The sequence below is a fragment of the Allobosea sp. 05T422_2 genome, from assembly GCF_056396265.1.
Map to the genome: position 1 here is coordinate 19,380 of NZ_JBFTLD010000003.1, position 22,918 is coordinate 42,297.

Below are 22,918 nucleotides of genomic sequence, written 5' to 3' on the forward strand. Positions count from 1 at the left end.
CGTCATTTCGAGAATGCTGAGAAGCGCGGCAACGTCAGCCAACGCAGTGGCGAGAGCCGGTGCCGACCAGGCTCCCTGCGCTTTTCGATCAATCTTGCGAGGCCGATGGCGGCGAGCGCGAAGGCCAGCAGGACGAGGCTCTTGGCGGCGGCATAGCCGAATTCACCAGAGCTGGCGTGGTTGAAGATCGCCACCGAAGCGAGCTTGTGGTTGCCGGAGACCAGGAAGATGACCGAGGACAGTGTCGTCAGCGCGTCGATGAAGACATAGAGCATGCCGAGCAGCAGGGCCGGCAGCAAGATCGGMAGCGTGACGTTCAGGAAGCGCAGGACGAGGCCGGCGCCAAGACTTTCTGCTGCTTCGTCGATGGAACCGTCCACGCGCTGCAGGGCTGCGCGGGCGGCCAGCACGCCGACGAAGATGTTCGAGAACAGGATATTGACGACGAGGATCGCTGAGGTGCCGGTCAGCGACAGGCTCGGAATGCCGAAGGGGATGTTGAAGGCGACGATATAACCGATGCCGAAGATGATGCCGGGCAGGATCGCCGGCACCAGCACGAGGAAGACGATGAGGTTGGCGCCCGGCGGCCGCAGGCGCTCGACGACATAGGCGATCACCACGGCGAACAATCCACCCACCGGGCCCGCGATCACACCGATACGCAGGCTTTCCCAGACGAGTTCGAGACCGCGCTCGGAGCTGCCATAGCCCGTGCCGGCAAGGCCGACCTTTGCGCCTTCTCCCGTGAAATGGCCGAGCGTCAGGCTCCAGTCGGTGCCCCAGACCTTTGTCACAGCACCCAGCGCCATGGTGCCGTAGACCGCGAAGATGAGCGCGYCCACCATCCCGGCCAGCGTGGCCAGGCCGATGCGCCAGGAGCGCGGCATGGGCAGCTCGGAGCGCCCCGCGATGCTCGCGCTCGAGTAGCCCTTGCGGCGCCCGAACAGCTCGAGGCCGAGATAGAGCAGCAGCGAGGGGATGATCAGCCAGACACAAAGCGCGGCGGCAAGCGGCGTATTCCTGTAGGCGGTGATCTCGTCATAGACGATCCCGGCGAGAACAGGGGTATCCCGGCCGAGAATCAGCGGATTGCCGAAATCCGTCAGGCTCATGATGAAGACGAGCACGATCGCGCGTTTGATCGCGGGCAAGGCCAGCGGCAGCGTGACATGGCGAAAGGTGGTGAAGTGACCAGCGCCAAGTCCGGCTGCGGCCTCGTCGATGCGCCCGTCCTGCCGGCGCAGGACGTTGTCGAGAATGATCAGCGTCGCTGGCATGAAGGACAATGTCTGTGCCAGCACGACGCCGAGAAGACCGTAGAGATTGCTCTCATCAGCGTCGATCAGCCCGAGGCCCTGGTCGAGCAGCGAATGCGTCACCAGCCCGCGCCGGCCGAACAGCATCACGGTCGCGGTCGCGATCAGCACCGGTGGTGCGACCAGCGGCATCAGGAAGACGCCTCTCATCACAGAGGGCCAGGGCACGCCGCCGCAATTGATGCCGTAAGCCAACGCAAACGCCAGGGGCACCGTGAAGACCACCGACAGGCCGGCAAGCGTCAGGCTATTGAATGCAGCGTTTCGAAGATAGGAATCCTGGAAGACCTTCAGGTAGTGGTCGAGCCCCCAGCGCTCCTCGGAGCCATTGCGCAGCGTGTCGAACGCCTGCTGGCCGATCAAGCTCTTCACCCTGAAGGCGAGCGCAGTCCGTTTGTGCAACATCACATGCGCGAGCGCCTGATTGTCGGCCACCTCGGCCCTGTCCTGCGGCCCAAGGGCGGTGAGTGCGGCCTGCATCGCCTGAGCCTGTTCGGAATAGGGCGCGGTGCGATCCCAGGGCGGGGTGAGCCCGGCGAGCCGGAAGGCCGCAGCGCTCCCTTCGACGCGTTCCGGCTCGGTCGCCGTCTCGCTCCAGCGGCGCATCAGGATTGCCCTGTCTTCCGTCGGTAGCTGGTCCAGGGCCTCGACCGTGACCGCCTTCAGGCGCACCAGAGGCATCGGACCGGAGATGACGAAGCTATTGACGAGCACGGCGCCGATCGGCACGCCGATGAAGACCAGCAGCAGCAGCGTGACGACGCCGCTCGCGAGTGCACGCGGCACTTGGCGCAGCAGGCGCGTCATGACCGGCCCCGCGCCGGTATCAGCGCCGCGCGCCGAGCATCTGGCATGACGATGACCGGCGCGCCGCGTGTGCCGATCCGCTCAGCCTCGTGCGACGGGCAATCGGCAATGACGGTCCGCCCGGAGTCCAGCGTCACGGTGAGGCGCACGACGGCACCAAGGAAGGCCGCGCCCGCGATCCGCCCAGGGAGCCCGCTTACCCCAGGGTGGGCAGCTGAGGCGACCCCAATATGCTCGGGCCGATAGACAGCGGTGACGCGTTCGCCGGATCGGATATCGGGCGGGAGCGCCATGGGCCAGATCTCGCCATAGGCGTCCACGCCGCCGGCCACCGCATGCCCTTCGATCAGGTTCGAGACGCCGATGAACTGCGCGACGAAGAGGGAACCGGGGCGGTGATAGATTTCCGCGGGCGTGCCGATCTGCTCGAAGCGTCCGTTGCACATCACCGCGACCCTGTCGGACAGGGCCAGGGCTTCTTCCTGATCATGCGTCACATAGAGGGTTGTGATGCCGAGCCTGTCGATGATCGACCGCAGCTCGTTACGCAGCTTGACGCGGATGCGAGCATCGAGTGCCGACATCGGCTCGTCGAGCAGCAGCACCTCGGGATCGGATGCGAGCGCGCGCGCCAGTGCGACGCGCTGCTGCTGACCGCCCGACAATTCGTGCGGATAGCGTTCGAGTAGTCGCTCCATCTCGACGAGTCGTGCCAATTCGACGACGCGGCGCTCCCGTTCATCGCGGCCGCGCGAGGCGATCATGAGCGCGAAACCGATATTCTCGGCGACGGTCTTCGTCGGAAACAGCGCATAGGACTGGAAGACGAAGCCCATGCGCCGCCGCGCTGGAGCCATGTCGGTGACATCCTGCTCCGCGCGCAGGACGCGCCCGCCATCCGGCCGCACGAAGCCGGCGATGATCCGGAGCAAGCTCGTCTTGCCGCAGCCGGAATCGCCGAGAAGGGTCACGAATTCTCCCTTGGCGAGATCGAGCGAGACGGCATCGACCGCCCGGGCGGAACCGCCATAGGATTTGACGATGTCGCGCACGGCCAGATGCGGCCGGCCCCTCACGAGGGCCGGTCGCTCTGCGGCAAAGGGCGAGGCCGCCAGTTCGATCACGGTGGCCAAATCCGTCACTGCTTGAGGATGCGGCTGGCGAATTCGCGCCGGAACGCTGTCATGTCGACGGGGCGGCGCATCTGCCAGAGCGTGATCTGCTTCAGATCGACCAGACCGTGCCCGGGCACCGCGGTCGCGCCCACCACCTTGCCGAGCACAGCGGCGGCATCGTCGCTCGCCATGAAATCGAGGAAGACCTTGGCCTCGGCCGGGTTGGGACCGCCGGCAACGAGACCACCGCCCTCGGTGACGTTGGGCGTGATCCGGCCATAGACGATCTCGACCGGCTTGCCCGAGGCCTTGGTCTCGAAACAGGTGGTATCGAAGGTCAGGCCGATCGCGACTTCGCCCGCGCCGGCCAGTTGCGCGCCACCGGAACCTCCATCGGAATACTGGTAGACGTTCTCGTTCAGGTTCTCGACGAASGGCCAGCCGAARGCGTCGACGAAAGTGGTGAGGATGGCGCCGCCGGTGCCCGATTTGAGCGGCGACGGCAGCGAAATCTCCTTGCGATAAGCCGGCCTGATCAGGTCTTCCCAGGTCGCGGGCATCGGCAGGCCCTTCTGCGCCAACCGTTCCTTGTTGACGACCATGCACATCGTCGTGGCGAAGTACTTGTTGTAGAAACCATCAGCGTCGCGGAAGGCGGGCAGGATCTTCGAGCCCTTCGGCTCGTAGGGCTCGAATACGCCGGCCTGCTTGAGTTGCTCCAGAGCGGCGTTGTTGACGAGATAGACGACGTCGGCCTGGGGCTTGGCCTTCTCGGCGATCGCGCGTTCGGCGATCGGGCCGGTCGAACCCGATACGAACTTCACCTCGATATCGGGATGCTTTTTCTTGAAGGCGCCGACCAGCGCGGTGTTGACGCTGTCGGAGGCGTTGTAGATCACGACCTCCCTGGCGTGTGCGGCGCCGCCTGCCAGGGTGAACGCCGCCGCCGCGATGGCGGCGATCCGTGTGAGGCCTTTGATGCTGGGGCTTGGCATGAATGTCTCCGTGCCTTTAGGAGCTGTCGTGATATAAGTGTTGCTAAATTGTGTGACACTGAAATGAAGCTTCACTTATTCTAACGCCGGCCCGCCCCATGAACCTGTCCCAACTCCGTGCCTTCCACGCCGTCGCGAGCCATCGCACGTTCTCAGCCGCCGCCCAGGCGCTGGGCGTCAGCCAGCCTGCGATCACCCAGCACGTGAAATCCCTTGAGGATGCCGTCGGGACGCGCCTGTTCCTGCGCATGGCGGGCGGTGTAGAACTGACGCCGGACGCACTCGACCTGTTGCCGAGAGTCCGGCAGGCAATCCTCATGCTCGACGATATCTCAGCCCGGATGAGCAACGGCCGCAGCCTTGCCGTGGGTCATCTCTCCATCGGTCTATGCGCGCCTTATGTGGCGATGCCGATCCTGAAGCGCTTTGCCGTCGAGCATCCGGGAGTGCAGCTCGACCTGCGGCTCGAAAATTCCAGCAACCTGCTGGACCTCGTCGCGCAGCACCGCGTCGACATCGGCATCGCGACCCTGCGCGAGCCGCATCCGGATTTTGCCTGCAACTTTCTGCTCGATCAGCGGCTGGAGATCCTGGTCCATGCCGGCCATCCCTGGTGGGAGCGCAGCCAGGTCGAGGCAGCCGAACTGGTGGGTCAGCGCCTCGTMACGCGCGAGGCCGGCTCAATGACCCGCCATCTCTTCGAGACGGCGCTGGCCGACCACGGCATCGAGATCACGCCGCATCTGATCCTTGGCAGCCGGGAGGCGGTCAAGGAGGCCGTAGCGGCCGGCATCGGCGTCGGAATCGTGCTCGACCGCGAGCGCGGCTTCGACCCCCGGCTGCGCGCGCTGACCGTCCGCGACTTCGATGTCATGGCCGGAGAGTATCTGGTCACGCGCCGGGAGACCCGCAGCCTCGGAAGCGTCGGCGCCTTCGTCGCCATCGCGCTCGCGGCCTTCAAGGGAGGAGCGGCCGATCGCCGCCTGTAGATCGCAGCCCGGCTGGGGCCGGTCCGCTCACGTGCCAGCGGCGGCAAGGATCACTCGGCCGGGGCGAGCAAGGGCTCGTCGAGCAGGTCCGGCAGATCGCCGCTCAGCGCGGCCTTGAGCCGGTCCTGATCAAGCTCGCCCTCCCAGCGCKCCACCACGATCGTGGCGACGGCGTTGCCGATGAAGTTGGTCACCGCACGGCATTCCGACATGAACCGGTCGATGCCGAGGATCAGCGCCATGCCGGCAACCGGGACGGCCGGCACGACGGACAGGGTGGCGGCCAGCGTGATGAAGCCAGCGCCCGTGATCCCGGCCGCTCCCTTCGAGCTCAGCATCGCCACCAGCAGCAGCAGGATCTGGTCGCCGAGCGGCAGGTGGATGTCCATGGCCTGGGCGATGAAGAGCGCCGCCAGCGTCATGTAGATATTGGTGCCGTCGAGGTTGAACGAGTAGCCGGTCGGCACGACGAGGCCGACGACGGAGCGCTTGCAGCCGGCCTGCTCCATCTTCTCCATCAGGGTCGGCAGCGCTGCCTCCGAGGAGGACGTGCCGATCACCAGCAGGATCTCTTCCTTGATGTAGCGGATCAGCGCCAGGATCGAGAAACCGTTATAGCGCGCGACCGCACCGAGCACGACGAGCACGAAGATCGCCGAGGTCAGGTAGAAGGTGCCGATCAGCATCGCCAGATTGGCGACGGAGCCGATGCCATAGCGGCCGATGGTGAAGGCCATGGCGCCGAAGGCGCCAAGCGGGGCCGCCTTCATCAGGATGGCGACGAGCTTGAAGATGGGCGCCGACAGGGCCTGCAGGAAGTCGACCACCGGCTTGCCGCGCTCGCCCACCATCGACAGCGACAGGCCAAACAGCACCGAGAAGAACAGCACCTGCAGGATGTCGCCGGAGGCGAAGGCGCCGACGATCGTGTTCGGGATGATGTTCTGGAGAAAGCCGACCACGCTGGAATCATGCGCCTGGGTCGCGTAGCCCTGCACCGATTTCGCGTCGAGGCTGGCGGGGTTGATGTGCAGGCCGGCGCCCGGCTGCAGCAAGTTACCGACCACAAGCCCGATGATCAGCGCCAGCGTCGAGAAGGTCAGAAAGTAGATCATCGCCTTGCCGGCGACGCGCCCGACCTTCTGCATGTCGCTCATTCCGGCGATGCCGGTCGAGACCGTCAGGAAGATGACGGGCGCGATGATCATCTTCACCAGCTTGATGAAGGCGTCTCCGAGCGGCTTGAGGGCAGCGCCCTGCTCCGGCCAGAAATGGCCGAGCAGGATGCCGGCCGCGATGGCCGCGAGCACCTGCACATAGAGATGCTGATAGAATTTCCTGGCAGGGGCCGGCTGGGCCGGCGCCTGGTCGAGCGTGATCGCCATGACTTCCTCCTTGGGGTCGGTCTCGCGGTGTTCTTGCTGTTCTGGACGCCGCTTGGCCGCGCTGTTGGCAATCGCCGTGCCAAGCCCTGAAGACGAATTTAATTGCGTATATTCAAAGGCTTGACCGGCCACGCGCTTCTCGCGGCGATGCACCCTGGCGATCCCCCGCACAGCGAAAGGTTGATTTGTGCGGATTTCCGCACATGATGGGACATGACCATACCCCCGCCGGAAGAGCGCGACCGCTGGGCGGCCAGGCGCCGCTGGATCGCCTTCGGGCTGCTTGTCGCGGTCATCGCCGTCGTCGCCTTCGTGATCGCCGGCGATATCGGCCGCAACCGCGCCATCGCGACCACGCACGCTCGCGCCGAGGATGCCGGCACGCTGGCGCTCGCGATCCTGCGCGGCGAATTGGAGAAGCAGCGCGCATTGCCGGTCATCCTGGCGCGCGATCCCGATGTKCGCGCGGCCCTGGTCGATGGCGACAGGCAGGCCCTCGACAGCAAGCTGGAGGCGATCGCGCGCGAGACCCGCGCCGCCGTGATCTATGTGCTCGGCAAGGACGGGATCACGATCGCCGCGAGCAACTGGCGCGAGCCGACGAGCTTTGTCGGCAACGACTACGCCTTCCGCGACTATTTCAGCGCTGCCGTCTCCGGCGGCGCGGCCGAGCAGTTTGCGCTCGGCACGGTCAGCAAGCGCCCGGCCTCTACATCACCAGCCGCGTGGATGACGGCGAGACCGCGCTCGGCGTGATCGTGGTCAAGGTCGAGTTCGACCAGGTCGAGGCCGATTGGCGGGCGCTCGGCGGGCAGACCTTCGTCGTCGACAAGCGCGGCGTCGTGCTGCTCTCCACATTTGCGGACTGGCGCTTCCGGGTCGAAGAGGCCCTGGCCCCACAGACAGCAGCTGAGATCCGGCAGTCCCTGCAATTCGGCGCCGCGCCGCTGACGCTGCTGCCCTTGCAGCGCGAGGACGAAATCGTCCGCGGCACCGGCGCTGTTGCCGGAGCGCATGTCGCCTCGCGTATCCCGATCCCGACCACCGACTGGAGGCTCGAGGTGCTCCTCCCGGTCGACCAGGCGATCCGCGACCAGCGGGCGGAACTGCAGACGCTCATCGCRCTCCTGCTCATGCCGGGCGCCGCGCTCGGCGCGCTGGCGCTGCGCCGCCGTCAGGTCAACCTCGCCAGGCGCAGCGCCGAGGCGCGGATCAAGGACGAGCTCGAACGGCGCGTCGCCGAGCGCACCRCCGCGCTCGCCGGAGCGAATGCCCGGCTCGTCGAAGAGATGGCGGAGCGCACGCGGGCGCAGGAGCGCCTCTCCGATGCGCGCGAGGAGTTGGCAAAGGCCAACCGACTCGCAACCTTGGGCCAGGTCACGGCCGGCGTCGCCCACGAAATCAACCAGCCTCTCGCCGCGATGCGGACCTATGCCGAGAATGCCCGCGCCTTCCTCGAGCGTACGGATGCGGCCAGCGTCGACGGCGCGCTGGGCAAGATCGTCAGGCTGACCGAGCGGATCGGCACCATCACGGACACGCTGCGCGGCTTCGCGCGGCGCGGCGGGGGGCCGCTTGGGCCGGTCGATCTTCGAGAGGCGATCGACGGCGCGCTGATGATCCTCGATGCCGCGCTGCGCCAGGCCGGCGTCACGCCGGTGGTCCCGGCGCTGACCCCGCCGGTCTCGGTGCTTGCCCGCCCGGTCGAACTCGAACAGGTCCTCGTCAACCTGATGCGCAACGCCATCGAGGCCATGGCCCAGCGCCGGAACGGGCAGGCACCGCGGCTCGCCATCAGCATCGCAACTGAAGCCGAGCACGTCGAGATCGCCATCGTCGATAACGGACCGGGGCTCGACGCGGAGGCCCTGGCGGCGCTCTTCACCCCGTTCCGCACCACGAAATCGCGCGGGCTCGGCCTCGGGCTGGTGATCTCCCACGACATCGTCGCGGCCTTCGGCGGCACGCTTAATGTCGCCAGCCGCGCCGGAAAAGGCAGCACCTTCACGATCAGCCTGAAGAGAGCCGCATGACCGGTCCCGACAGCACCCACGGCATCATCGAGGTCGCCTTCGTCGATGACGATCCCGATCTGCGAGACGCCAATGCGCAGGCGCTGCGCCTCGCCGGCTTCCGTGCGGTGCCACTGGGCTCGGCCCAGGCCGCGCTCGACCGTATCGGCCCGGACTATGCCGGCGTCGTCGTGACCGATGTACGTATGCCCGGCATGGACGGCATCGCCTTGTCCAGGCAACTGCGCGCCCTCGATCCGGACATTCCGGTGATCGTGATCTCCGGTCATGCGGATATCGCCATGGCGGTCGAGGCGATGAGCGAAGGCGCTTATGACTTCATCGCCAAGCCCTATTCGACCGAGCGCCTGGTCGAAACCTTGCGCCGTGCGGTGGAGAAGCGCGCGCTCATCATCGAGAACCGTCGCCTGCGTGCGCTTGCCGCCAGCTCCGACGAGGAGACCGCGCTGCTCGGCGAGGCGCCTGCCATCCTGCGCCTGCGCCAGACCATTCGCGATCTCGCCGATGTCGATGTCGACGTCCTGGTGCTGGGCGAAACCGGCACGGGCAAGGAGGTCGTCGCCAATCTGCYGCATCGGCTCGGTCGCCGCCGCGACAAGCCCTTCGTCGCGCTGAACTGCGGCGCGCTGCCCGAGAGCGTCATCGAGAGCGAGCTCTTCGGCTACGAGGCCGGCGCCTTCACCGGCGCGCAGAAGCGACGGATCGGCCGCATCGAGCATTCCAGCGGCGGCACGCTCTTCCTCGACGAGTTGGAGAGCATGCCGCCCGCAGCCCAGGTCAAGCTGCTGCGCGTGCTGGAGATGCGCGAGATCACGCCGCTCGGCTCCAACGACCTGCGCCGCGTCGACCTGCGCGTCGTCGCCGCGACGAAGCTCGATCTAGGCGACCCCGCGCAGCGCGGCGATTTCCGCGAGGATCTCTATTACCGCCTCAACGTGGTCACGTTGCGCATCCCTCCCCTGCGCGAGCGGCGCCGCGACGTGCCGCTGCTCTTTGCCCAGTTCCTCGCCCGGGCGGCGCGAAAATACGGGCGCGAGGTGCCGGCGCTGGACCGCAGCGTCGAGCGTCACCTGGTCGAGAATGCCTGGACGGGCAATGTCCGTGAGCTGGTCCATTTCGCCGAACGCGTGGCGCTCGGGCTCTCCGGCGACATGCCGGCTGCGCAGGCGCGCGAGGATGCCGTGCCCTCCAGCCTGCCCGAGCGCCTCACCGCGATCGAAGCGAACCTGATCCGCGAGGCGCTGGAAGCCAATCGCGGCGATGTCCGCGCAACCCTCGAGATGCTGGGCATCCCGCGCAAGACCTTTTACGACAAGCTCGCCCGTCACGGCATCGACCGCGCGGCTTACGCGATGCCCGGGTGAGCTCCGGCGGGGATAACCGCCCGCGCACCGGCGTGCGAGCGGATACCAACGGCACGAAATCGCTTGATGCCCCCCGCAGGGAGGCCGTTGTGGCGCAAAGCCGGACTCGGGCATTATGGCCGGTGTCCGCCATCGTCATCGTGAACGTCAGCGCCAAGTCCTCAGCGTGCGCCGCCGCTCCTGCCGACTGGCGATCAGCTTCAGCCAGGGCGCCATGTGGAAAGCGCTCATCAGCACGTACATCGGCACCATTCCGTTCAACGGAGATGCGCCTTGTGCGGCCGTGCAGAGGATATCCAGCTGACCACCGCCATTCATGCCGGTGAGCAGCGCCATGACCGCGAAGGTCGGCGCTGCCGCGAGGCATAGCCAGTCGGCAGCACCGTGAGCCGCCACGCCGCCGCTTTCGGAACGGATCGCCATGACCTCACTCACCCCTGCTCGTATTCGTCGTGGCGGCGCCACCAGGGACCACCGGCCTCGTTGCGCCCCTTGGGTGCGCGGTCGAGCCAGGGATACATGCCCCAGATGCCATCCACCCMGCGCGCATAGGTGGAATAGGTGTGGTAGACGACGCCATTGTCGCGCACGAAGGCGCTCATGCCCGGCCTGTCGCGCGTATATGTCGGCACATCGGTCCCGGACATGGCCGCGAAATCGGCGACGGGGCCCGTGACCGGCAGTGCGTCCATTACGAAACCGCTGCGCCGATAGTTGTAGTCTATCGCCCCCGCGCGCTGCACGTCCTCGGTGAACGAGACGTTGAAGTCGTAATTGAAGTCGCCGCCGGCCGAGGATGCCCAGGGAAACGTCCACCCCATCCGCTGCTTGTAGGCCTGCAGCTTGGTGAGCGGCGCCCGCGACACCGCCGTGAGCGTCACATCGTGGTTCGCGAGGTGCAGGTAGAAGCCGTTGAACCCATCGGCGATTGCAGAGCAGGACGGGCACCCCGCCTTGTAGTCGGGCCCGAACATGAAATGATAGACGAGGAGTTGCGAGCGCCCTCGAAAGAGGTCCGTCAGTGCGGCGCTGCCATCATCGGTCTCGAAGCGGTACTCCTTGTCGACCTGCACCCAGGGCAGTTCCTGGCGCCGCCGCGCCAGTTCGTCGCTGCGCCGTGTCAGGTCCTTCTCGTCATCGAGCAGCCCGAGCCGGGCGGCCAGCCACTCTTCACGCGTCCCGGTGATATGTATCGTCATTGTCGCAGCTCCTGTCGTCAGGTGACCTTCGCCGCTCGCCCCTCTTGCGAAGCGACGGGTGGTCGGCGGTGATGAGATTGATAGGGACAGCGCCTCGAGGGGTGGGAGTGACAAATGTGACGGGATTCCGATGGACTCTCTGATCACCGCGGCGGCGCGCGCGCTTGCCGCAGGCGATCCCCTCGGCGCCTTGAACCGGGTTGCGCTGCGCGACGATGCGCCCGCGCTCGCGCTGCGGGGCATCGCGATGGCCCAGCTCGGGGATCTCGTTCGGGMGAAGGGTCTCCTGCGGCGCGCGGCCCGTTCCTTCGGCCCGAAAGAGGCCGTGGCGAGAGCACGGTGCATTGTCGCCGAGGCCGAGATCGCGCTCGCCTCCCGCGATCTCGGCTGGCCTGCGAAGGCGCTCGATGCAGCGCGCGCGACACTCGAGGAGCACGGTGACCGGCTGAACGGCGCCCATGCGCGGCATCTCGAGGTGCGCCGGCTCCTGCTGATCGGGCGCCTCGACGAGGCCGAGCGCAAGCTTGCCGAACTCGACCCCATCCCCCTTCCGCCCGCATCGCGGACCGTCCACGAACTGGTGGCGGCAGGAATCGCGATGCGACGCCTCCGGACGAAGGCGGCGCGTGTTGCGCTTGCGCATGCCGAAGATGCGGCGCGCCGTGCCGGTATCCCGGCGCTGACCGCAGAGGTCGAAAGCGCGGCCCTCCTGCTGAGCACAACGGCAGCACGGCTGATCGCGCGTGGCGAGGAGCGCCCGCTCCTGCTCCAGGATGTCGAGACGCTGCAGGCGTCGGATGCTCTCGTGGTGGATGCGTGCCGATATGTGGTGCGCGCCCCGCACAGGGTTGTCTCACTCGCCACCCGCCCGGTCTTGTTCGCATTGGCACGGACACTGGCCGAAGCGTGGCCCGGGGACGTATCGCGCGACATGCTCGTCGCGCGGGCCTTCGGAGCGAAGCAGGCCGACGAATCGCACCGCGCCCGGTTGCGGGTCGAAATTGGGCGGCTGCGCCGATTGCTGCGGGGGCTGGCCGGCTTAAGCGCGACGAAACAAGGCTTCTCGCTAGCGCTGCACCACGCTGGCGATGTCGCCGTCCTGGCCCGGCCCGTTGAGGAACGGCATGCGGACGTGCTGGCTTTCGTTGCCGATGGTGAGGCGTGGTCGAGCTCCGCGCTCGCGCTTGCGCTTGGCGCCAGCCAGCGGACCGTGCAGCGGGCGCTGGACGCGCTTGCGGCAACCGGAAAGGTGCAATCCTTCGGTCACGGACGGGCGCGGCGCTGGATCACCCCGCCGATGCCGGGATTCACGACAACCTTGTTACTCCCCGCTCCGCTGCCAAGCGACTAGGATGAGAGGCATGGAAAAATCAGCAGCCGAAATTCTCCGTGAGTATGGTCCCTTTCCGGGTGTCGACCACGTCCACGGATTGACCTTCGATGGCCAGCACGTCTGGTTCGCGTCCGGCGACAAGCTGAGCGCGCTCGACCCTGCCAGCGGGAAGACGGTTCGCTCGATCGAGGTGGCAGCACATGCCGGAACGGCCTTCGACGGCCAACACCTGTTTCAGCTTGCCGAAAGCCGCATTCAGAAGATCGATCCGAAGACCGGTCATGTGCTTGCGACGATCCCCGCTCCGGGCGGCGGCGGCGACTCGGGGCTCGCCTGGGCCGAAGGGACACTCTGGGTGGGGCAGTACCGGGACCGCAAAATCCATCAGATCGATCCCGAGACCGGGACGATTCTTCGCACAATCGAATCCAATCGCTTCGTCACCGGAGTCACGTGGAGCGACCAGGAACTCTGGCACGGCACATGGGACGGTGACGAGAGCGACTTGAGACGAGTCGACCCTCGAACGGGAGAGGTCCTGGAGGTGCTCGATCTGCCGCCCGGCATGGGCGTGTCAGGGCTCGAGGCCGATGGCGGTGATCAGTTCTTCTGCGGAGGCGGAAACAGTGGCAAGGTGAGAGCCGTCCGCCGACCGAGGCGCCTGGCCTAAGCCTCGATCCCTGCCGGCCGCGCTCGCCTGCAGCGCAGTTCAGTTCGTCAGGACGGTGAACTCAGTCTCGATCGACGAGGCGTGGCGTTGATGATCGAAGCCGTAGATATGGATCGAGATCGCGTCCGTGCTGCCGAKGTTCTGCATGCGGTGGATATTGGGACCTGAGGGCAGCATGCAGCCCACGAAGCCCGGCATGCGCGCATGCTCCTGGGTGGGGACGGCACGGCTCTCGTCGACGGCGCGATACCAGGTCTCGGTGACCGTTCCGCTGACCACCCCGAAGCAGCAGGAGCAATGGTGATCGTGGATCGACGTCGCTGCGCCGGGGCTCCAGACCATCGCCCAGACGCTGACGCCATCGTCACCCACGAGAAGGTTCCGGGCATAGCTGCCGGGCTTGCGCTCCAGGGGCAGGCGCAGAATGGCTTCCGGATTGGCAACGATCTCTTCGAGCACCGCGCGGGCCGCCTTGAGGTAATCGCGGGAAAGCGTGCCGCTATCCGTCCGCAGGACCTGCAGCACGTCTGCGCGCCTGCCCTCGCTCAAGAACCCCTGCATGACGCGAACTCCCCTCTCCATCGCTTGCAGCAAGGATAACTCGGGAGACGGGAAACGCGTTTGCGATCTCGGTCAAAAATTCCCCACTTCTAGAAACTCATACCAATTTGTTCTCTGTCCTTGAAATCTGTTACCCATTCCATGATCAAATGGGCAACCGGATCGCGCGATCGCATGAGGGACCATGGCCAAGCTGGATGAGTTCGATCTCAGAATTCTCTCCTGCCTGCAGAGGGACGCCAGCATGCCGCTGGCCGAGCTGGCCGCAGAGGTTGGCCTCTCGGCCACTCCATGCTGGCGCCGCGTGCAGAAGCTGGAAGGCAGCGGCCTCATTCGAAAGCGGGTGGCGCTGCTCGACCGTACAAGGCTGGGAGCCGGCGTAACCGTCTTCATCGCGGTCAAGACGAGCCGCCACTCGATGGAGTGGCTCGAGCGCTTCCACGCCGCCGTCGCCGACCTGCCCGAGATCGTCGATTTCTATCGGATGAGCGGCGAAATCGATTACCTGCTCAAGGCTTTCGTGCCCGATATCGCGGCCTATGACGCCCTCTACAAGAAGCTGATTTCACGCGTCGACCTCAACGACGTGACCTCCATGTTCGCAATGGAGGAGCTCAAGTCGACAACTGCGATCCCCCTGGCCTTCGCCAAGGACGGCTCCTGAGCCCGGAGCAAGCGCCAGTGGCTGTCGACCCCCGGTCCTCCGGTCGCGCAATGCTCGGCAACCGCCGGCAATCCCGGACGGTTCGGGCTCAACCCTGTCAATGACCGTGGCGACATTGTCCGTGATCGGCCAAGGCCTCGATGATCGCACAGTCGCAAGCCTTGACGCCGCCCGAGCAAGTGGTGGCGATGCGAGCGAGCTCGGTCTCCAGCGAGCGCAGCTTCGCGATCTTGTCGCGGACCTCGTCGAGATGGCTGACCGCGATCGCATGGGCTTCATCGCAGGCCATCGCCGGATTGTCGGAGAGGCGGAGCAGGGTCCGGATGCCTTCTACGGGGAAACCCAGATCTCGAGCGTGCTTGATGAAGGCGAGCCGCTCGATATGGCGTCGTCCGTAGCGGCGCTGATTGCCTTCCGAACGCTCGGGTGGCGGCAGCAGCCCGACCTGCTCATAATAGCGAATGGTCTCGACCTTGACGCCGGTCCGATCGGAAAGTCCGCCGATCGGAACCACCCGTTCGAGTTTTTTTGCCTCGAGCATGATTTCCCTCTTGAACCTCTAGTCACTCCAGATTGTACATGGGGTGTCTCACAAGCCCGTCAAGCGGAGACAAGTCATGTCCAGCACTGCCCAAGCCAAACCGCAGCTCCTGAGCTGGAAGGTTGGCGGCATGGACTGCGCAAGCTGCGCGGCGACCATTCGTGGCGCGGTGGAGCGCCTGCCCGGCGTCAGCGAGGTCAAGCTTTCCGTCATGGCCGAGACGCTGTCGCTGGCCCTCGACGAGAGCCGCACCAAGCCGGCGGCAATCGAAAAGCGCGTCGCAAGCCTTGGCTACACCACGACCTCGATCCAGGCGAAAGCAGCGCCCGTCGCTGAGACCGCTGCGCCCGGAGGATGCGGGCACGATCATGGCTCCGAGGCCCACGACCATCATAGCCATGCTGCACCCAAGCCGGCCCATGTTCACGGTCCCGGATGCTCCCATGACGACCATGATCATCACAGCCACGCCGCACCCAAGCCGGCGCATGTTCACGGCCCTGGCTGCTCCCATGACGATCATGGCCACCCTGATCATGATCACGGCCACGCGCATGCCCGTTCGGATGCAGGCGAAGCGAAAGCTGCGGCACGAACGGCTGACCAGGGGCACGGCCTGCCCGGCCATGTTCACGAAGCGACGCCGAAGGGCGTCTCCTGGTATCAGACCAACAAGGGCCGGCTCGTTCTCGGCACCGGCGCCCTGCTCGGCGGCGCCTGGACCGCGGGCCTGATCTGGCCGGCCGCAGCCCATTGGGCCTTCATTCTCGCCTGCGTGATCGGCGTCACTCCCGTGGCACGCCGCGCCTTCGCCGCCGCCCGCGCCGGCATGCCCTTCACCATCGAAATGCTGATGACGATCGCTGCCGCCGGCGCGCTCTTCATCGGCGCAGCGGAGGAGGCGGCCCTCGTCGTCTTCCTCTTCGCCGTCGGTGAGGTCCTCGAGGGCGTCGCCGCCGATCGCGCGCGTGCCTCGATCCGCGCGCTTGGCGACCTCGTTCCCAAGACCGCCCTCGTCGAGGAGAACGGCGCAACCCGCCAGGTCGATGCGGCCAAGCTCGCGATCGGACAGACGGTCCTCGTCCGTCCGGGTGACCGCATCCCTGCMGACGGCGACATCACCGACGGTATCTCCGGGATCGACGAGAGCCCGGTCACCGGCGAATCCGTGCCGAAGACGAAGGGCGTCGGCGAACCGGTCTTTGCGGGCTCGGTCAATCGCGAAGCCGCGCTGCGTGTGCGGGTGACCAAGGCGGCGCAGGACAACACCATCGCCCGCATCATCCGGCTGGTCGAAGAGGCGCAGGAAGCACGCGCACCGACCGAACGCTTCATCGAYCGGTTCTCGCGTGTCTATATGCCTGCGATCGTCGGTCTTGCGCTCGCCGTCRCACTCGTCCCGCCGCTGTTCTTCGGGGGTGAATGGGCGGTCTGGGTCTATCGGGCCCTGGCGCTGCTGCTGATCGGCTGCCCCTGCGCGCTCGTCATCTCGGTTCCAGCCGCGATCGCCGCCTCGCTCTCCTCCGGCGCCCGACAGGGCCTGCTGATGAAGGGCGGCGTCGTCATCGAAACCGCCGCAAAGACCGGGATCGTCGCCTTCGACAAGACCGGCACGCTGACCGAGGGGCGCCCGCGCGTCACCGAGGTCATCAGCCTCGGCAAGACCGAGGCCGATGTGATCGCCCTGGCCGCTGCGGTCGAGACCGGTTCGAGCCATCCGCTGGCAGAGGCGGTTCTGGCACGTGCGAAGCAGGATGGCATCGCGATCCGCCCCGCCTCCGAGGCAGCCGCCATCCCCGGCCAGGGTGTCACCGGCACGCTCGATGGCATCTCGATCTTCGTCGGCGCACCGCGTCACGCGACCAGGCGCGCCGAATTCGACGCCAAGGCGAGCGCTGCGGTCGAACAGCTCGAATCGGCTGGAAAGACAGTGGCGGCCGTGATCGCGAACGGCGCTCTCGCCGGCCTGATCGCGCTGCGCGACGAGCCCAGAGCCGATGCCGCGACAGCGGTCGCAGAGCTGAAGGATCTCGGCGTCCGCTCCATCATGCTGACCGGCGACAATGCCCGCACCGGCGCGGCCATCGCCCGCGCACTCGGCCTGGATCACAAGGCCGAGCTGATGCCCGACGACAAGGTCACGGCGATCAAGGCGCTCGGCGCCGACGCGCCTGTGATGATGGTCGGCGACGGCATCAACGATGCCCCGGCGCTCGCGGCAGCATCCGTTGGCGTCGCCATGGGGTCCGGCACCGATGTCGCCCTGGAGACCGCCGATGGCGCGGTGCTGAAGAGCCGCGTGCGCGACATCGCTGCGATGATCCGGCTGGCGCGGGCCACGATGGGCAATATCCGCACCAATATCACGATTGCGCTCGGGCTGAAGGCGGTCTTCCTGGTCACCAGCGTGCTCGGCTATACCGGGCTCTGGGTCGCGATCCTCGCCGATACCGGCGCGACCGTGATCGTCACGGCCAATGCACTGCGCCTTCTGCGTTTCGACGCAGGCAAGGCCGGCTGATCAAGGGAACGGAAGCCTGCCCATGAGTCCGATGGAGATCGCGAGCTATCTGATGGTCGTAGTCTACGTCATCAGCTTCCTCGCGATGTCGGCCATCCTGGCGAAGGAGGCCGGACGGCCGATCTGGCTGTTCGGCAAGGGCTCGGAGCCGCAGGGCGTGCCGGCCCTGCTCTTCCGGATCGCCTTCATCGGCGGCGTGCTCTGGCCCCTCGGCCTGGCGATCTTCGGCAACCCGATCAAGGCCGACCCTTTGGCAATCTGGCTCGACGGTCCCTGGTTCGACGTGTTCGGCCATCTTCTTGTTGTCGTCGGCGCCTGCATCGCCATCATCTCGCAGCGTTTCATGGGCGTGTCCTGGCGTATCGGCGCGGCCGAGGGCGAGCTTGGACCCATCGTCGATGGCGGTCCCTTCGCGATCTCGCGCAATCCGGTCTTCGTCGGCCAGGCCGTCCTGTTCACCGGCCTCTTCATCGTGCTGCCCAATCTGATCCAGATTGCTTTGACGCTGGCGCTATTCGCGGCGATCGCCCTGCAGGTCAGGATCGAGGAGCGCGTGCTCGCAGCCTCGCTCGGCGAACCCTATCGCGATTATCAGCGCCGCGTCCGGCGTTGGATCGGGACCAGGCGCCCGCGCACCGCCCCTGCGCGATAAGCCTTCGTTCACCATCCCAGCGCTTCCGCCGCTGCACGCATGGCGGGCAACGTTGCCGTAATCTTCACCAGCAATTTGCGCGGTGTTCGACTGATCCGATCCACGGATTCGGGAGCAAGGAGACGCGGCGAGGCCCCCGGCTGCCGCGAGGAGTTATCGATGCATCGTTCAATCCCGATCATGAGCCTCTGCCTGCTGGCAGTGCTTGYGGTCCCAGCGGCTGCGGCGGATCGCCCGGTGCCGCGCACCCAGCAATGGCCGACCCACACCCAGCCGCTTCGCTATAATTGGAACGGCGTCTATGCCGGTATTCACGCTGGCGGCGCATTCGACCGCTTCACAGGAGTGACCAGGAAGAGCCGCAACGAGACGCTGCTTGGCGGCCAGATCGGTTACAACGTCCAGACCGGCAGCATGGTCTATGGTCTCGAGGGCGATATCTCGATGAACGGCTTCGGCAAGGGTTCGTCGCGCAGCACCGTCGGCACCAGCGCCGACACGCGCTATGTCGGAACCGCCAAGGCCCGCGCCGGCGTCGCCTTCGACCGCGTCCTCGTCTATGCCACCGGCGGTCTTGCCTATGGCAACATCAAGGCGACGAATAACGGGATCTCGAAGACGAAGAGCAAGGTCGGCTATGTCCTCGGCGGCGGCGTCGAGTACGGCATCACCGAGAACCTGTCGGCTAAGGTCGAGTACAACTACGTCTCGCTCGGCAAGCAGAACTTCCAGTTCGGCTCGGCCCGCACCAAGGTCGGTGTCAATGAACATCTGGTCAAAGCCGGTGTGAACTACCGGTTCTGATCCGCTAGACTATCCGGGGCCCGGTCGCTCCGGGCCCGAATAACCTACGGCCCAGAGGGCCGTTCATGAGCATGGATGGGATGTGATGCGTTTGAAGAGCTGCCCCGAGCTTTTCTGCGACGCGTTCCAGCCATGGCCTACGGCAGGAACGACATGCGCGCTCTGATTGTCGAAGACGAACCGGAGCTGATGTCGTTCCTGTCGTCCCTCCTGCTTGGTGCAGGTTTTATTGTCGACCGCACCAGCAGTGTCGAAGCGGCGCTGGCCGCCCTCAAAACGGCGCCCTTCGACATCGCCGTCGTCGACCGGCGTCTGCCGGACGGCGACGGCCTGTCGATCGTCAAGGCGATGAAGACGGCGGAACCCCGTCCAGCCTTCCTGATCCTGACCGCGCGAGATGCGAAATCCGACGTGATCGACGGCCTCAATGGCGGCGCGGATGATTACCTGGTCAAGCCCTTCGAACCGGGCGAGCTGATCGCCCGCATCAGGGTCATTGCGCGGCGCCGCTATCCCGGCCGCTCGCTGGTGATCTCGGCAGGCAACCTCTCGATCGACATCGAGGGTCGCAACGCCTCGGTCTCGGCCGTTCCGCTCGACCTGCGACGGCGCGAGGCGCTGATCCTGGAAGCGCTGGTCCAGCGCGCCGGGCGTGTCGTCACCCGCAACGTCCTGATCGAAGCGGTCTATGGCTTCGATGACCTGATCGAGTCCAACACGCTCGAAGCCCAGATCTCGCGGCTGCGCCGCAAGCTCAAGGAGGCTGCCGCGAATGTCGAGATCTCGTCGCTGCGCGGCATCGGCTACATCCTGAGGAAGTCCGAACAGCCCGTGTGAGGCCGCCGGGCTCGGTCCCTGTCACCAATCGACCAAGATCATCAGTCCAGATATCGTATCGGGCCTGATGATCTGGCCGTCCGTGCTTGCATCGGCTTTCCCGAACTCCGCATTCCCCGTTTCGGGCCGATGGTTGAGCCCGTCATTCTCCTTCAGAGAACAGCAGGCGGACGGTCGTGCCACCGCCGCGCGTCGCCAGGACGGTCAATGTCCCGCGATGTGCGGTCATGATGTCCCGTACGATGGTGAGGCCGAGCCCCGCTCCGGTCGAGCGCGGCGACATGCGGTTGAACGCCTCCGTCACTTCCGAACGCTGGGTTGCCGCGATGCCGATCCCGTCATCCGCCACTTCCAGCACGACGCCATCGATGACCCGCACGATGATGCTGGATTTCGCCTGGGCATGACGAAGTGCGTTGTCGATCAGATTGGCCACCGCGGCGCGAACCGTGGCTTCGTTGGCCATGATCGTTCGCGTGTCGTCGCCCTCCTCCTCGAGCGCCACGTCGATCGCGTTCTGCAGGATCAGCGGCGCGAGATCGACGAGTACGTCACGGGCCACGCTGTTGAGCTGAACCGGCTCGAACGGCAGATCGGTGCTGTGCAGCCGGGCGAGCTGCAGCATCGACGAAACGATCGTCGTCAGCCGGTTCACATCGGTCGCCAATGCGGTGCGCACGACGCCATCGGAAACAGTGTCGATCTTGGTCCGCATGACGGCGAGCGGCGTGCGCAATTCGTGCGCGACGTTGTTCATGAAGCGCCGTTGCACATCCATGTTGCTGGCGATCTGGTCGAGCGCTGAGTTCAGCGCCGTCGTCAGCGGCATCAGCTCGACCGGCGTTTCCTGTGTCGGCAGCAGGCCTCGCGGCGCCCTGGGATCGATGCTGGCCGCAGCTTCGGCCGCACTCCGCAGCCGCGCGGTGATATAGGAGACCGACATGGCGATCGCCGAGGCGATGATGACCCCGAATATGAAAGAGATGACCAGCGCCGGAATCGCGATGGCCCGCAGGAAATAGGCAAGAATCAGGTCCCATCCCGGACGTCCGCCGCCCGTCGCGACGATGACGCGGCTGCCTTCCATCTCGATGATGTCGAAGGCCAGGCCGTTGTCGCCGCCACCACCGACCCGCATCTGCGCAGCAATCGTCGGTCCATCGAGCCTGACATCGATGGGAAGGCTCGGCCGCAATTCTGGGGCATACTCGACAACGGACCGTCCGTCGGAAACCAGATACCAGAGTCTGGGGCTGGCGCTCTCGATCTTGATCAGGGTCGGCGTCTTCTCCACCCGCAACCCGTCAGCCGCAGTCTGACGCACGCCTTGCCGAATGATCTCGGAGGTCACATCGTTGCGTAGCGCCCCAGGATCCTCGGTAATGAAAGTAAAGGCCAGCACAGCGGCGATGACCGCCGCGAAGAGGGCGAAGCCGAGAAGCGTCAGCCGGATCGTCAGGGCGCGTGAGAGCGAGATCACCGGCAGCCCCCGGAGCGAAGATTTGCCGCGCACGGATCGGACAGCACCCGATTGCGCTGGGGCGTCAGGCGCTTCACTGTCGTGGTGCTCGTCGAGCTATGAATCGTCACGGAGCCTCTGTGCGGTTATGGCTTGCGAATCCGGGGACCGCGCCCGCAGTCCATGTCCATGGACTGCATCCCCATCTTCGTTCAACCCTCCCTCGAGTCTGCTTGTCTCATGAGTGCGCACAGAGCCAGATCGGGAGAGCTGCGCTTGCGCTTCGCCTTGGCCGCCATGCTCGCGCTGCTGTTTGGCCTGACGCAGGGCGCCCGGGCTGAGGAGACCATCAGGCCGGGGCAACTGCCGACCGCCCCGGGGCGCGACATTCTGGGTCTCGTCGAACGGGCCTTCGACACCGCTTCCAAGACGGTCAGCATCCCCGTCGAGCGCTCCCTTTCGCTCTTCGGAGAGCCGAACGCCTATATTGTCGGCGGAGAGGTCAGTGGCTCCTTCGTCGTTGGCGGCCGACACGGCGTCGGTGAGCTTCGCTTCGCCGACGGCATGCCCTCCCCGGTGACATGGTCGGCCCTCTCGGTCGGGATCGGGCTCGGGGCCGATTACGGGCGGGTGATCATGCTGGTCTACGGCCTCGACCGACATGAAGACGTCTTCGGGGTCTATGCCAGCCTCGGCGGCGGCGCGCATTTTGTGGCCGGCGCCAATGCGATGGTCCTCGCCTCCGACCGAGCCCGGATCGTGTTGATCTCCTCCGGGCTCGGCCTGCGATTGTCGGGGGAACTCAGCCGCATCCGCATCGAGCCTGCGAATGATCGCGGCGTCCTGCGCCCTCCTGCAAACATCTGCGCAAACCCGGCCGATTGCCCACCGCCGGGCCGACGCTAAAAGGAAGACGAGCACGGTCGGACCGAACGCCTCGCGCGCGTCAGGCGCGATGTCCGAGATGCTGATGCGCCAGGGCATGCAACTCGTCGAGCCGGGCGGTGATCTCCAGCGCAGTCAGGTTGATCTCGCGTTCATCGGCGCATGCCCGGACATAGAGCGGTTCGGACCAGACCACGCACCCGCGTCCGAACGGCAAGGCGATGCTGGCCTTGTCCCAATTGTCGAGATCGACGCGTGCCGTCGTCACTGCGGCGAAGAGATAGATCGGCCGGCCCGACGCCCGCGCCAACTGGATGGCCCCCTTGCCGGCAACCCGCGAAACCTTCGGCACATCGGCCGTCAACAGCACGCTGGTGTCGCCGCGCAGCGCGTCGCGCATCTCGATGAAGGCCGGAACGCCGCGCTTGGCCTGGATCTTCAGCCGGCTCTGCGTGCCCGAGCCGCGAATGACGCGGTAGCCGGCGCGCTCCATCGCCGAGGCGACCACCGAACCGTCGAAATGGAGCGAGGCCAGCACGGCTGTCTTGGGCGCCCCGTCCAGGGCGACAAGGCTCAACATCTGCTGGCCATGCCAGGTCATGGCGATGAACGGTTCGCGGCTGCGCTCCCAGGGCCGCGCGCCGGGGATCACCGGCTTGAAGCGCGTGGTTTGCGCCACGAGATTCAGATACGCATGCAACGCGCGCCCCGCGAGGCCCGCTGATCGTTCTTCCCTGAGATGCATCGCCCCAATCTCCACGGTGAATCACCTGGAGTGGTCGGCG

Annotated in this window: 22 protein-coding genes; 12 read left to right on the forward strand and 10 right to left on the reverse strand. The window is 66.2% G+C overall.

The features are described from left to right. Positions 1–2: 2 nt before the first annotated feature. The 3 genes from AC1DJT_RS01080 to AC1DJT_RS01090 are packed head-to-tail and all read right to left on the reverse strand — an operon-like array spanning position 3 to position 4,236. Positions 3–2,126: an ABC transporter permease gene (locus AC1DJT_RS01080; protein WP_476833360.1), complete on the reverse strand. Its 2,124-nt coding sequence runs from the start codon at positions 2,124–2,126 to the stop codon at positions 3–5. Continuing rightward, positions 2,123–3,268 carry an ABC transporter ATP-binding protein gene (locus tag AC1DJT_RS01085; RefSeq protein WP_441507233.1) on the reverse strand — a complete coding sequence of 382 codons (1,146 nt, stop codon included), beginning with the start codon at positions 3,266–3,268 and terminating at the stop codon, positions 2,123–2,125. Before AC1DJT_RS01085 ends, AC1DJT_RS01080 begins: the two co-directional genes overlap by 4 nt. Beyond that, on the reverse strand, positions 3,265–4,236 hold the full coding sequence (locus AC1DJT_RS01090) for an extracellular solute-binding protein (RefSeq protein ID WP_441507234.1): 972 nt from the start codon (positions 4,234–4,236) through the stop codon (positions 3,265–3,267). The genes AC1DJT_RS01085 and AC1DJT_RS01090 overlap by 4 nt, the downstream gene beginning before the upstream one ends. Positions 4,237–4,334: 98 nt before the next feature. Here AC1DJT_RS01090 and AC1DJT_RS01095 point away from each other — a divergent pair, with 98 nt between their 5' ends. Further along, positions 4,335–5,225, forward strand: a complete 891-nt coding sequence (locus AC1DJT_RS01095) for a LysR substrate-binding domain-containing protein (protein ID WP_441507235.1) — start codon at positions 4,335–4,337, stop codon at positions 5,223–5,225. 50 nt (positions 5,226–5,275) lie between these two features. On the opposite strand, the gene AC1DJT_RS01100 is transcribed toward AC1DJT_RS01095, so the two are convergent. Next, on the reverse strand, positions 5,276–6,610 hold the full coding sequence (locus AC1DJT_RS01100) for a dicarboxylate/amino acid:cation symporter (RefSeq protein ID WP_476833361.1): 1,335 nt from the start codon (positions 6,608–6,610) through the stop codon (positions 5,276–5,278). A gap of 213 nt (positions 6,611–6,823) precedes the next feature. Between AC1DJT_RS01100 and AC1DJT_RS01105 the strand changes: the two genes are divergently transcribed. Genes AC1DJT_RS01105 through AC1DJT_RS01115 form a run of 3 tightly spaced genes read left to right on the forward strand, consistent with a single transcriptional unit; the run spans position 6,824 to position 10,007 of the window. Further along, positions 6,824–7,366 carry a cache domain-containing protein gene (locus AC1DJT_RS01105; RefSeq protein WP_476767781.1) on the forward strand — a complete coding sequence of 181 codons (543 nt, stop codon included), beginning with the start codon at positions 6,824–6,826 and terminating at the stop codon, positions 7,364–7,366. Further along, the gene (locus AC1DJT_RS01110) at positions 7,336–8,643 is read left to right on the forward strand and encodes a sensor histidine kinase (protein ID WP_476833362.1); all 1,308 of its coding nucleotides are present in this window, start codon (positions 7,336–7,338) and stop codon (positions 8,641–8,643) included. The genes AC1DJT_RS01105 and AC1DJT_RS01110 overlap by 31 nt, the downstream gene beginning before the upstream one ends. Further along, the gene (locus tag AC1DJT_RS01115; RefSeq protein WP_476833363.1) at positions 8,640–10,007 is read left to right on the forward strand and encodes a sigma-54-dependent transcriptional regulator; all 1,368 of its coding nucleotides are present in this window, start codon (positions 8,640–8,642) and stop codon (positions 10,005–10,007) included. The genes AC1DJT_RS01110 and AC1DJT_RS01115 overlap by 4 nt, the downstream gene beginning before the upstream one ends. Before the next feature lie 147 nt (positions 10,008–10,154). Here the strand turns inward: AC1DJT_RS01115 and AC1DJT_RS01120 are convergent, their stop codons facing one another. Next, on the reverse strand, positions 10,155–10,430 hold the full coding sequence (locus tag AC1DJT_RS01120) for a hypothetical protein (RefSeq protein ID WP_476767783.1): 276 nt from the start codon (positions 10,428–10,430) through the stop codon (positions 10,155–10,157). Positions 10,431–10,438: 8 nt separating this feature from the next. After that, positions 10,439–11,206: a DUF899 domain-containing protein gene (locus AC1DJT_RS01125; protein ID WP_476833364.1), complete on the reverse strand. Its 768-nt coding sequence runs from the start codon at positions 11,204–11,206 to the stop codon at positions 10,439–10,441. A 130-nt stretch (positions 11,207–11,336) separates the two neighbouring features. Between AC1DJT_RS01125 and AC1DJT_RS01130 the strand changes: the two genes are divergently transcribed. Both AC1DJT_RS01130 and AC1DJT_RS01135 read left to right on the forward strand, forming a co-directional pair. Then, a complete protein-coding gene (locus AC1DJT_RS01130) occupies positions 11,337–12,557 on the forward strand; it encodes a helix-turn-helix domain-containing protein (RefSeq protein ID WP_476833365.1) in 1,221 nt (406 codons plus the stop codon). A gap of 10 nt (positions 12,558–12,567) precedes the next feature. Beyond that, entirely contained in the window at positions 12,568–13,209 is a 642-nt protein-coding gene (locus AC1DJT_RS01135; protein ID WP_441507241.1) for a Vgb family protein, read from the forward strand. A 39-nt stretch (positions 13,210–13,248) separates the two neighbouring features. Here AC1DJT_RS01135 and AC1DJT_RS01140 read toward each other — a convergent pair whose 3' ends face one another. After that, a complete protein-coding gene (locus tag AC1DJT_RS01140) occupies positions 13,249–13,770 on the reverse strand; it encodes a cysteine dioxygenase (RefSeq protein ID WP_476833366.1) in 522 nt (173 codons plus the stop codon). Between the two features lie 193 nt (positions 13,771–13,963). On the opposite strand from AC1DJT_RS01140, the gene AC1DJT_RS01145 reads away from it, so the two are divergent. Beyond that, entirely contained in the window at positions 13,964–14,434 is a 471-nt protein-coding gene (locus AC1DJT_RS01145; protein WP_441490492.1) for an Lrp/AsnC family transcriptional regulator, read from the forward strand. 97 nt (positions 14,435–14,531) lie between these two features. Here the strand turns inward: AC1DJT_RS01145 and AC1DJT_RS01150 are convergent, their stop codons facing one another. Further along, positions 14,532–14,948 (reverse strand): MerR family transcriptional regulator, encoded by a 417-nt coding sequence (locus tag AC1DJT_RS01150; protein WP_441490493.1) that lies wholly within the window; start codon positions 14,946–14,948, stop codon positions 14,532–14,534. A 103-nt stretch (positions 14,949–15,051) separates the two neighbouring features. Between AC1DJT_RS01150 and AC1DJT_RS01155 the strand changes: the two genes are divergently transcribed. The 4 genes from AC1DJT_RS01155 to AC1DJT_RS01170 all read left to right on the forward strand — a co-directional run bounded on the left by AC1DJT_RS01155 (position 15,052) and on the right by AC1DJT_RS01170 (position 19,789). After that, complete coding sequence (locus AC1DJT_RS01155; protein WP_476833367.1) at positions 15,052–17,496, forward strand: heavy metal translocating P-type ATPase; 2,445 nt, start codon at positions 15,052–15,054, stop codon at positions 17,494–17,496. Positions 17,497–17,518: 22 nt separating this feature from the next. Continuing rightward, a complete protein-coding gene (locus AC1DJT_RS01160; protein WP_441507243.1) occupies positions 17,519–18,148 on the forward strand; it encodes a methyltransferase family protein in 630 nt (209 codons plus the stop codon). A gap of 159 nt (positions 18,149–18,307) precedes the next feature. After that, the gene (locus AC1DJT_RS01165; RefSeq protein ID WP_476833368.1) at positions 18,308–18,952 is read left to right on the forward strand and encodes an outer membrane protein; all 645 of its coding nucleotides are present in this window, start codon (positions 18,308–18,310) and stop codon (positions 18,950–18,952) included. Between the two features lie 153 nt (positions 18,953–19,105). Next, the gene (locus tag AC1DJT_RS01170) at positions 19,106–19,789 is read left to right on the forward strand and encodes a response regulator transcription factor (protein ID WP_441507245.1); all 684 of its coding nucleotides are present in this window, start codon (positions 19,106–19,108) and stop codon (positions 19,787–19,789) included. A 142-nt stretch (positions 19,790–19,931) separates the two neighbouring features. Here the strand turns inward: AC1DJT_RS01170 and AC1DJT_RS01175 are convergent, their stop codons facing one another. Further along, complete coding sequence (locus tag AC1DJT_RS01175; RefSeq protein ID WP_441507246.1) at positions 19,932–21,269, reverse strand: sensor histidine kinase; 1,338 nt, start codon at positions 21,267–21,269, stop codon at positions 19,932–19,934. Positions 21,270–21,524: 255 nt separating this feature from the next. Between AC1DJT_RS01175 and AC1DJT_RS01180 the strand changes: the two genes are divergently transcribed. Continuing rightward, positions 21,525–22,154 (forward strand): EipA family protein, encoded by a 630-nt coding sequence (locus AC1DJT_RS01180; protein ID WP_441507247.1) that lies wholly within the window; start codon positions 21,525–21,527, stop codon positions 22,152–22,154. Positions 22,155–22,194: 40 nt separating this feature from the next. On the opposite strand, the gene AC1DJT_RS01185 is transcribed toward AC1DJT_RS01180, so the two are convergent. Next, positions 22,195–22,878 (reverse strand): lysophospholipid acyltransferase family protein, encoded by a 684-nt coding sequence (locus tag AC1DJT_RS01185; protein ID WP_441507248.1) that lies wholly within the window; start codon positions 22,876–22,878, stop codon positions 22,195–22,197. Positions 22,879–22,918: the final 40 nt, after the last annotated feature.

Excerpts from the sequence above, each read along its gene's own strand:
- AC1DJT_RS01120 (WP_476767783.1), bottom strand. The coding sequence starts at position 10,430 with ATGGCGATCCGTTCCGAAAGCGGCGGCGTGGCGGCTCACGGTGCTGCC.
- AC1DJT_RS01160 (WP_441507243.1), top strand. The coding sequence starts at position 17,519 with ATGAGTCCGATGGAGATCGCGAGCTATCTGATGGTCGTAGTCTACGTC.
- AC1DJT_RS01185 (WP_441507248.1), bottom strand. The coding sequence starts at position 22,878 with ATGCATCTCAGGGAAGAACGATCAGCGGGCCTCGCGGGGCGCGCGTTG.
- AC1DJT_RS01135 (WP_441507241.1), top strand. The coding sequence starts at position 12,568 with ATGGAAAAATCAGCAGCCGAAATTCTCCGTGAGTATGGTCCCTTTCCG.
- AC1DJT_RS01170 (WP_441507245.1), top strand. The coding sequence starts at position 19,106 with ATGCGCGCTCTGATTGTCGAAGACGAACCGGAGCTGATGTCGTTCCTG.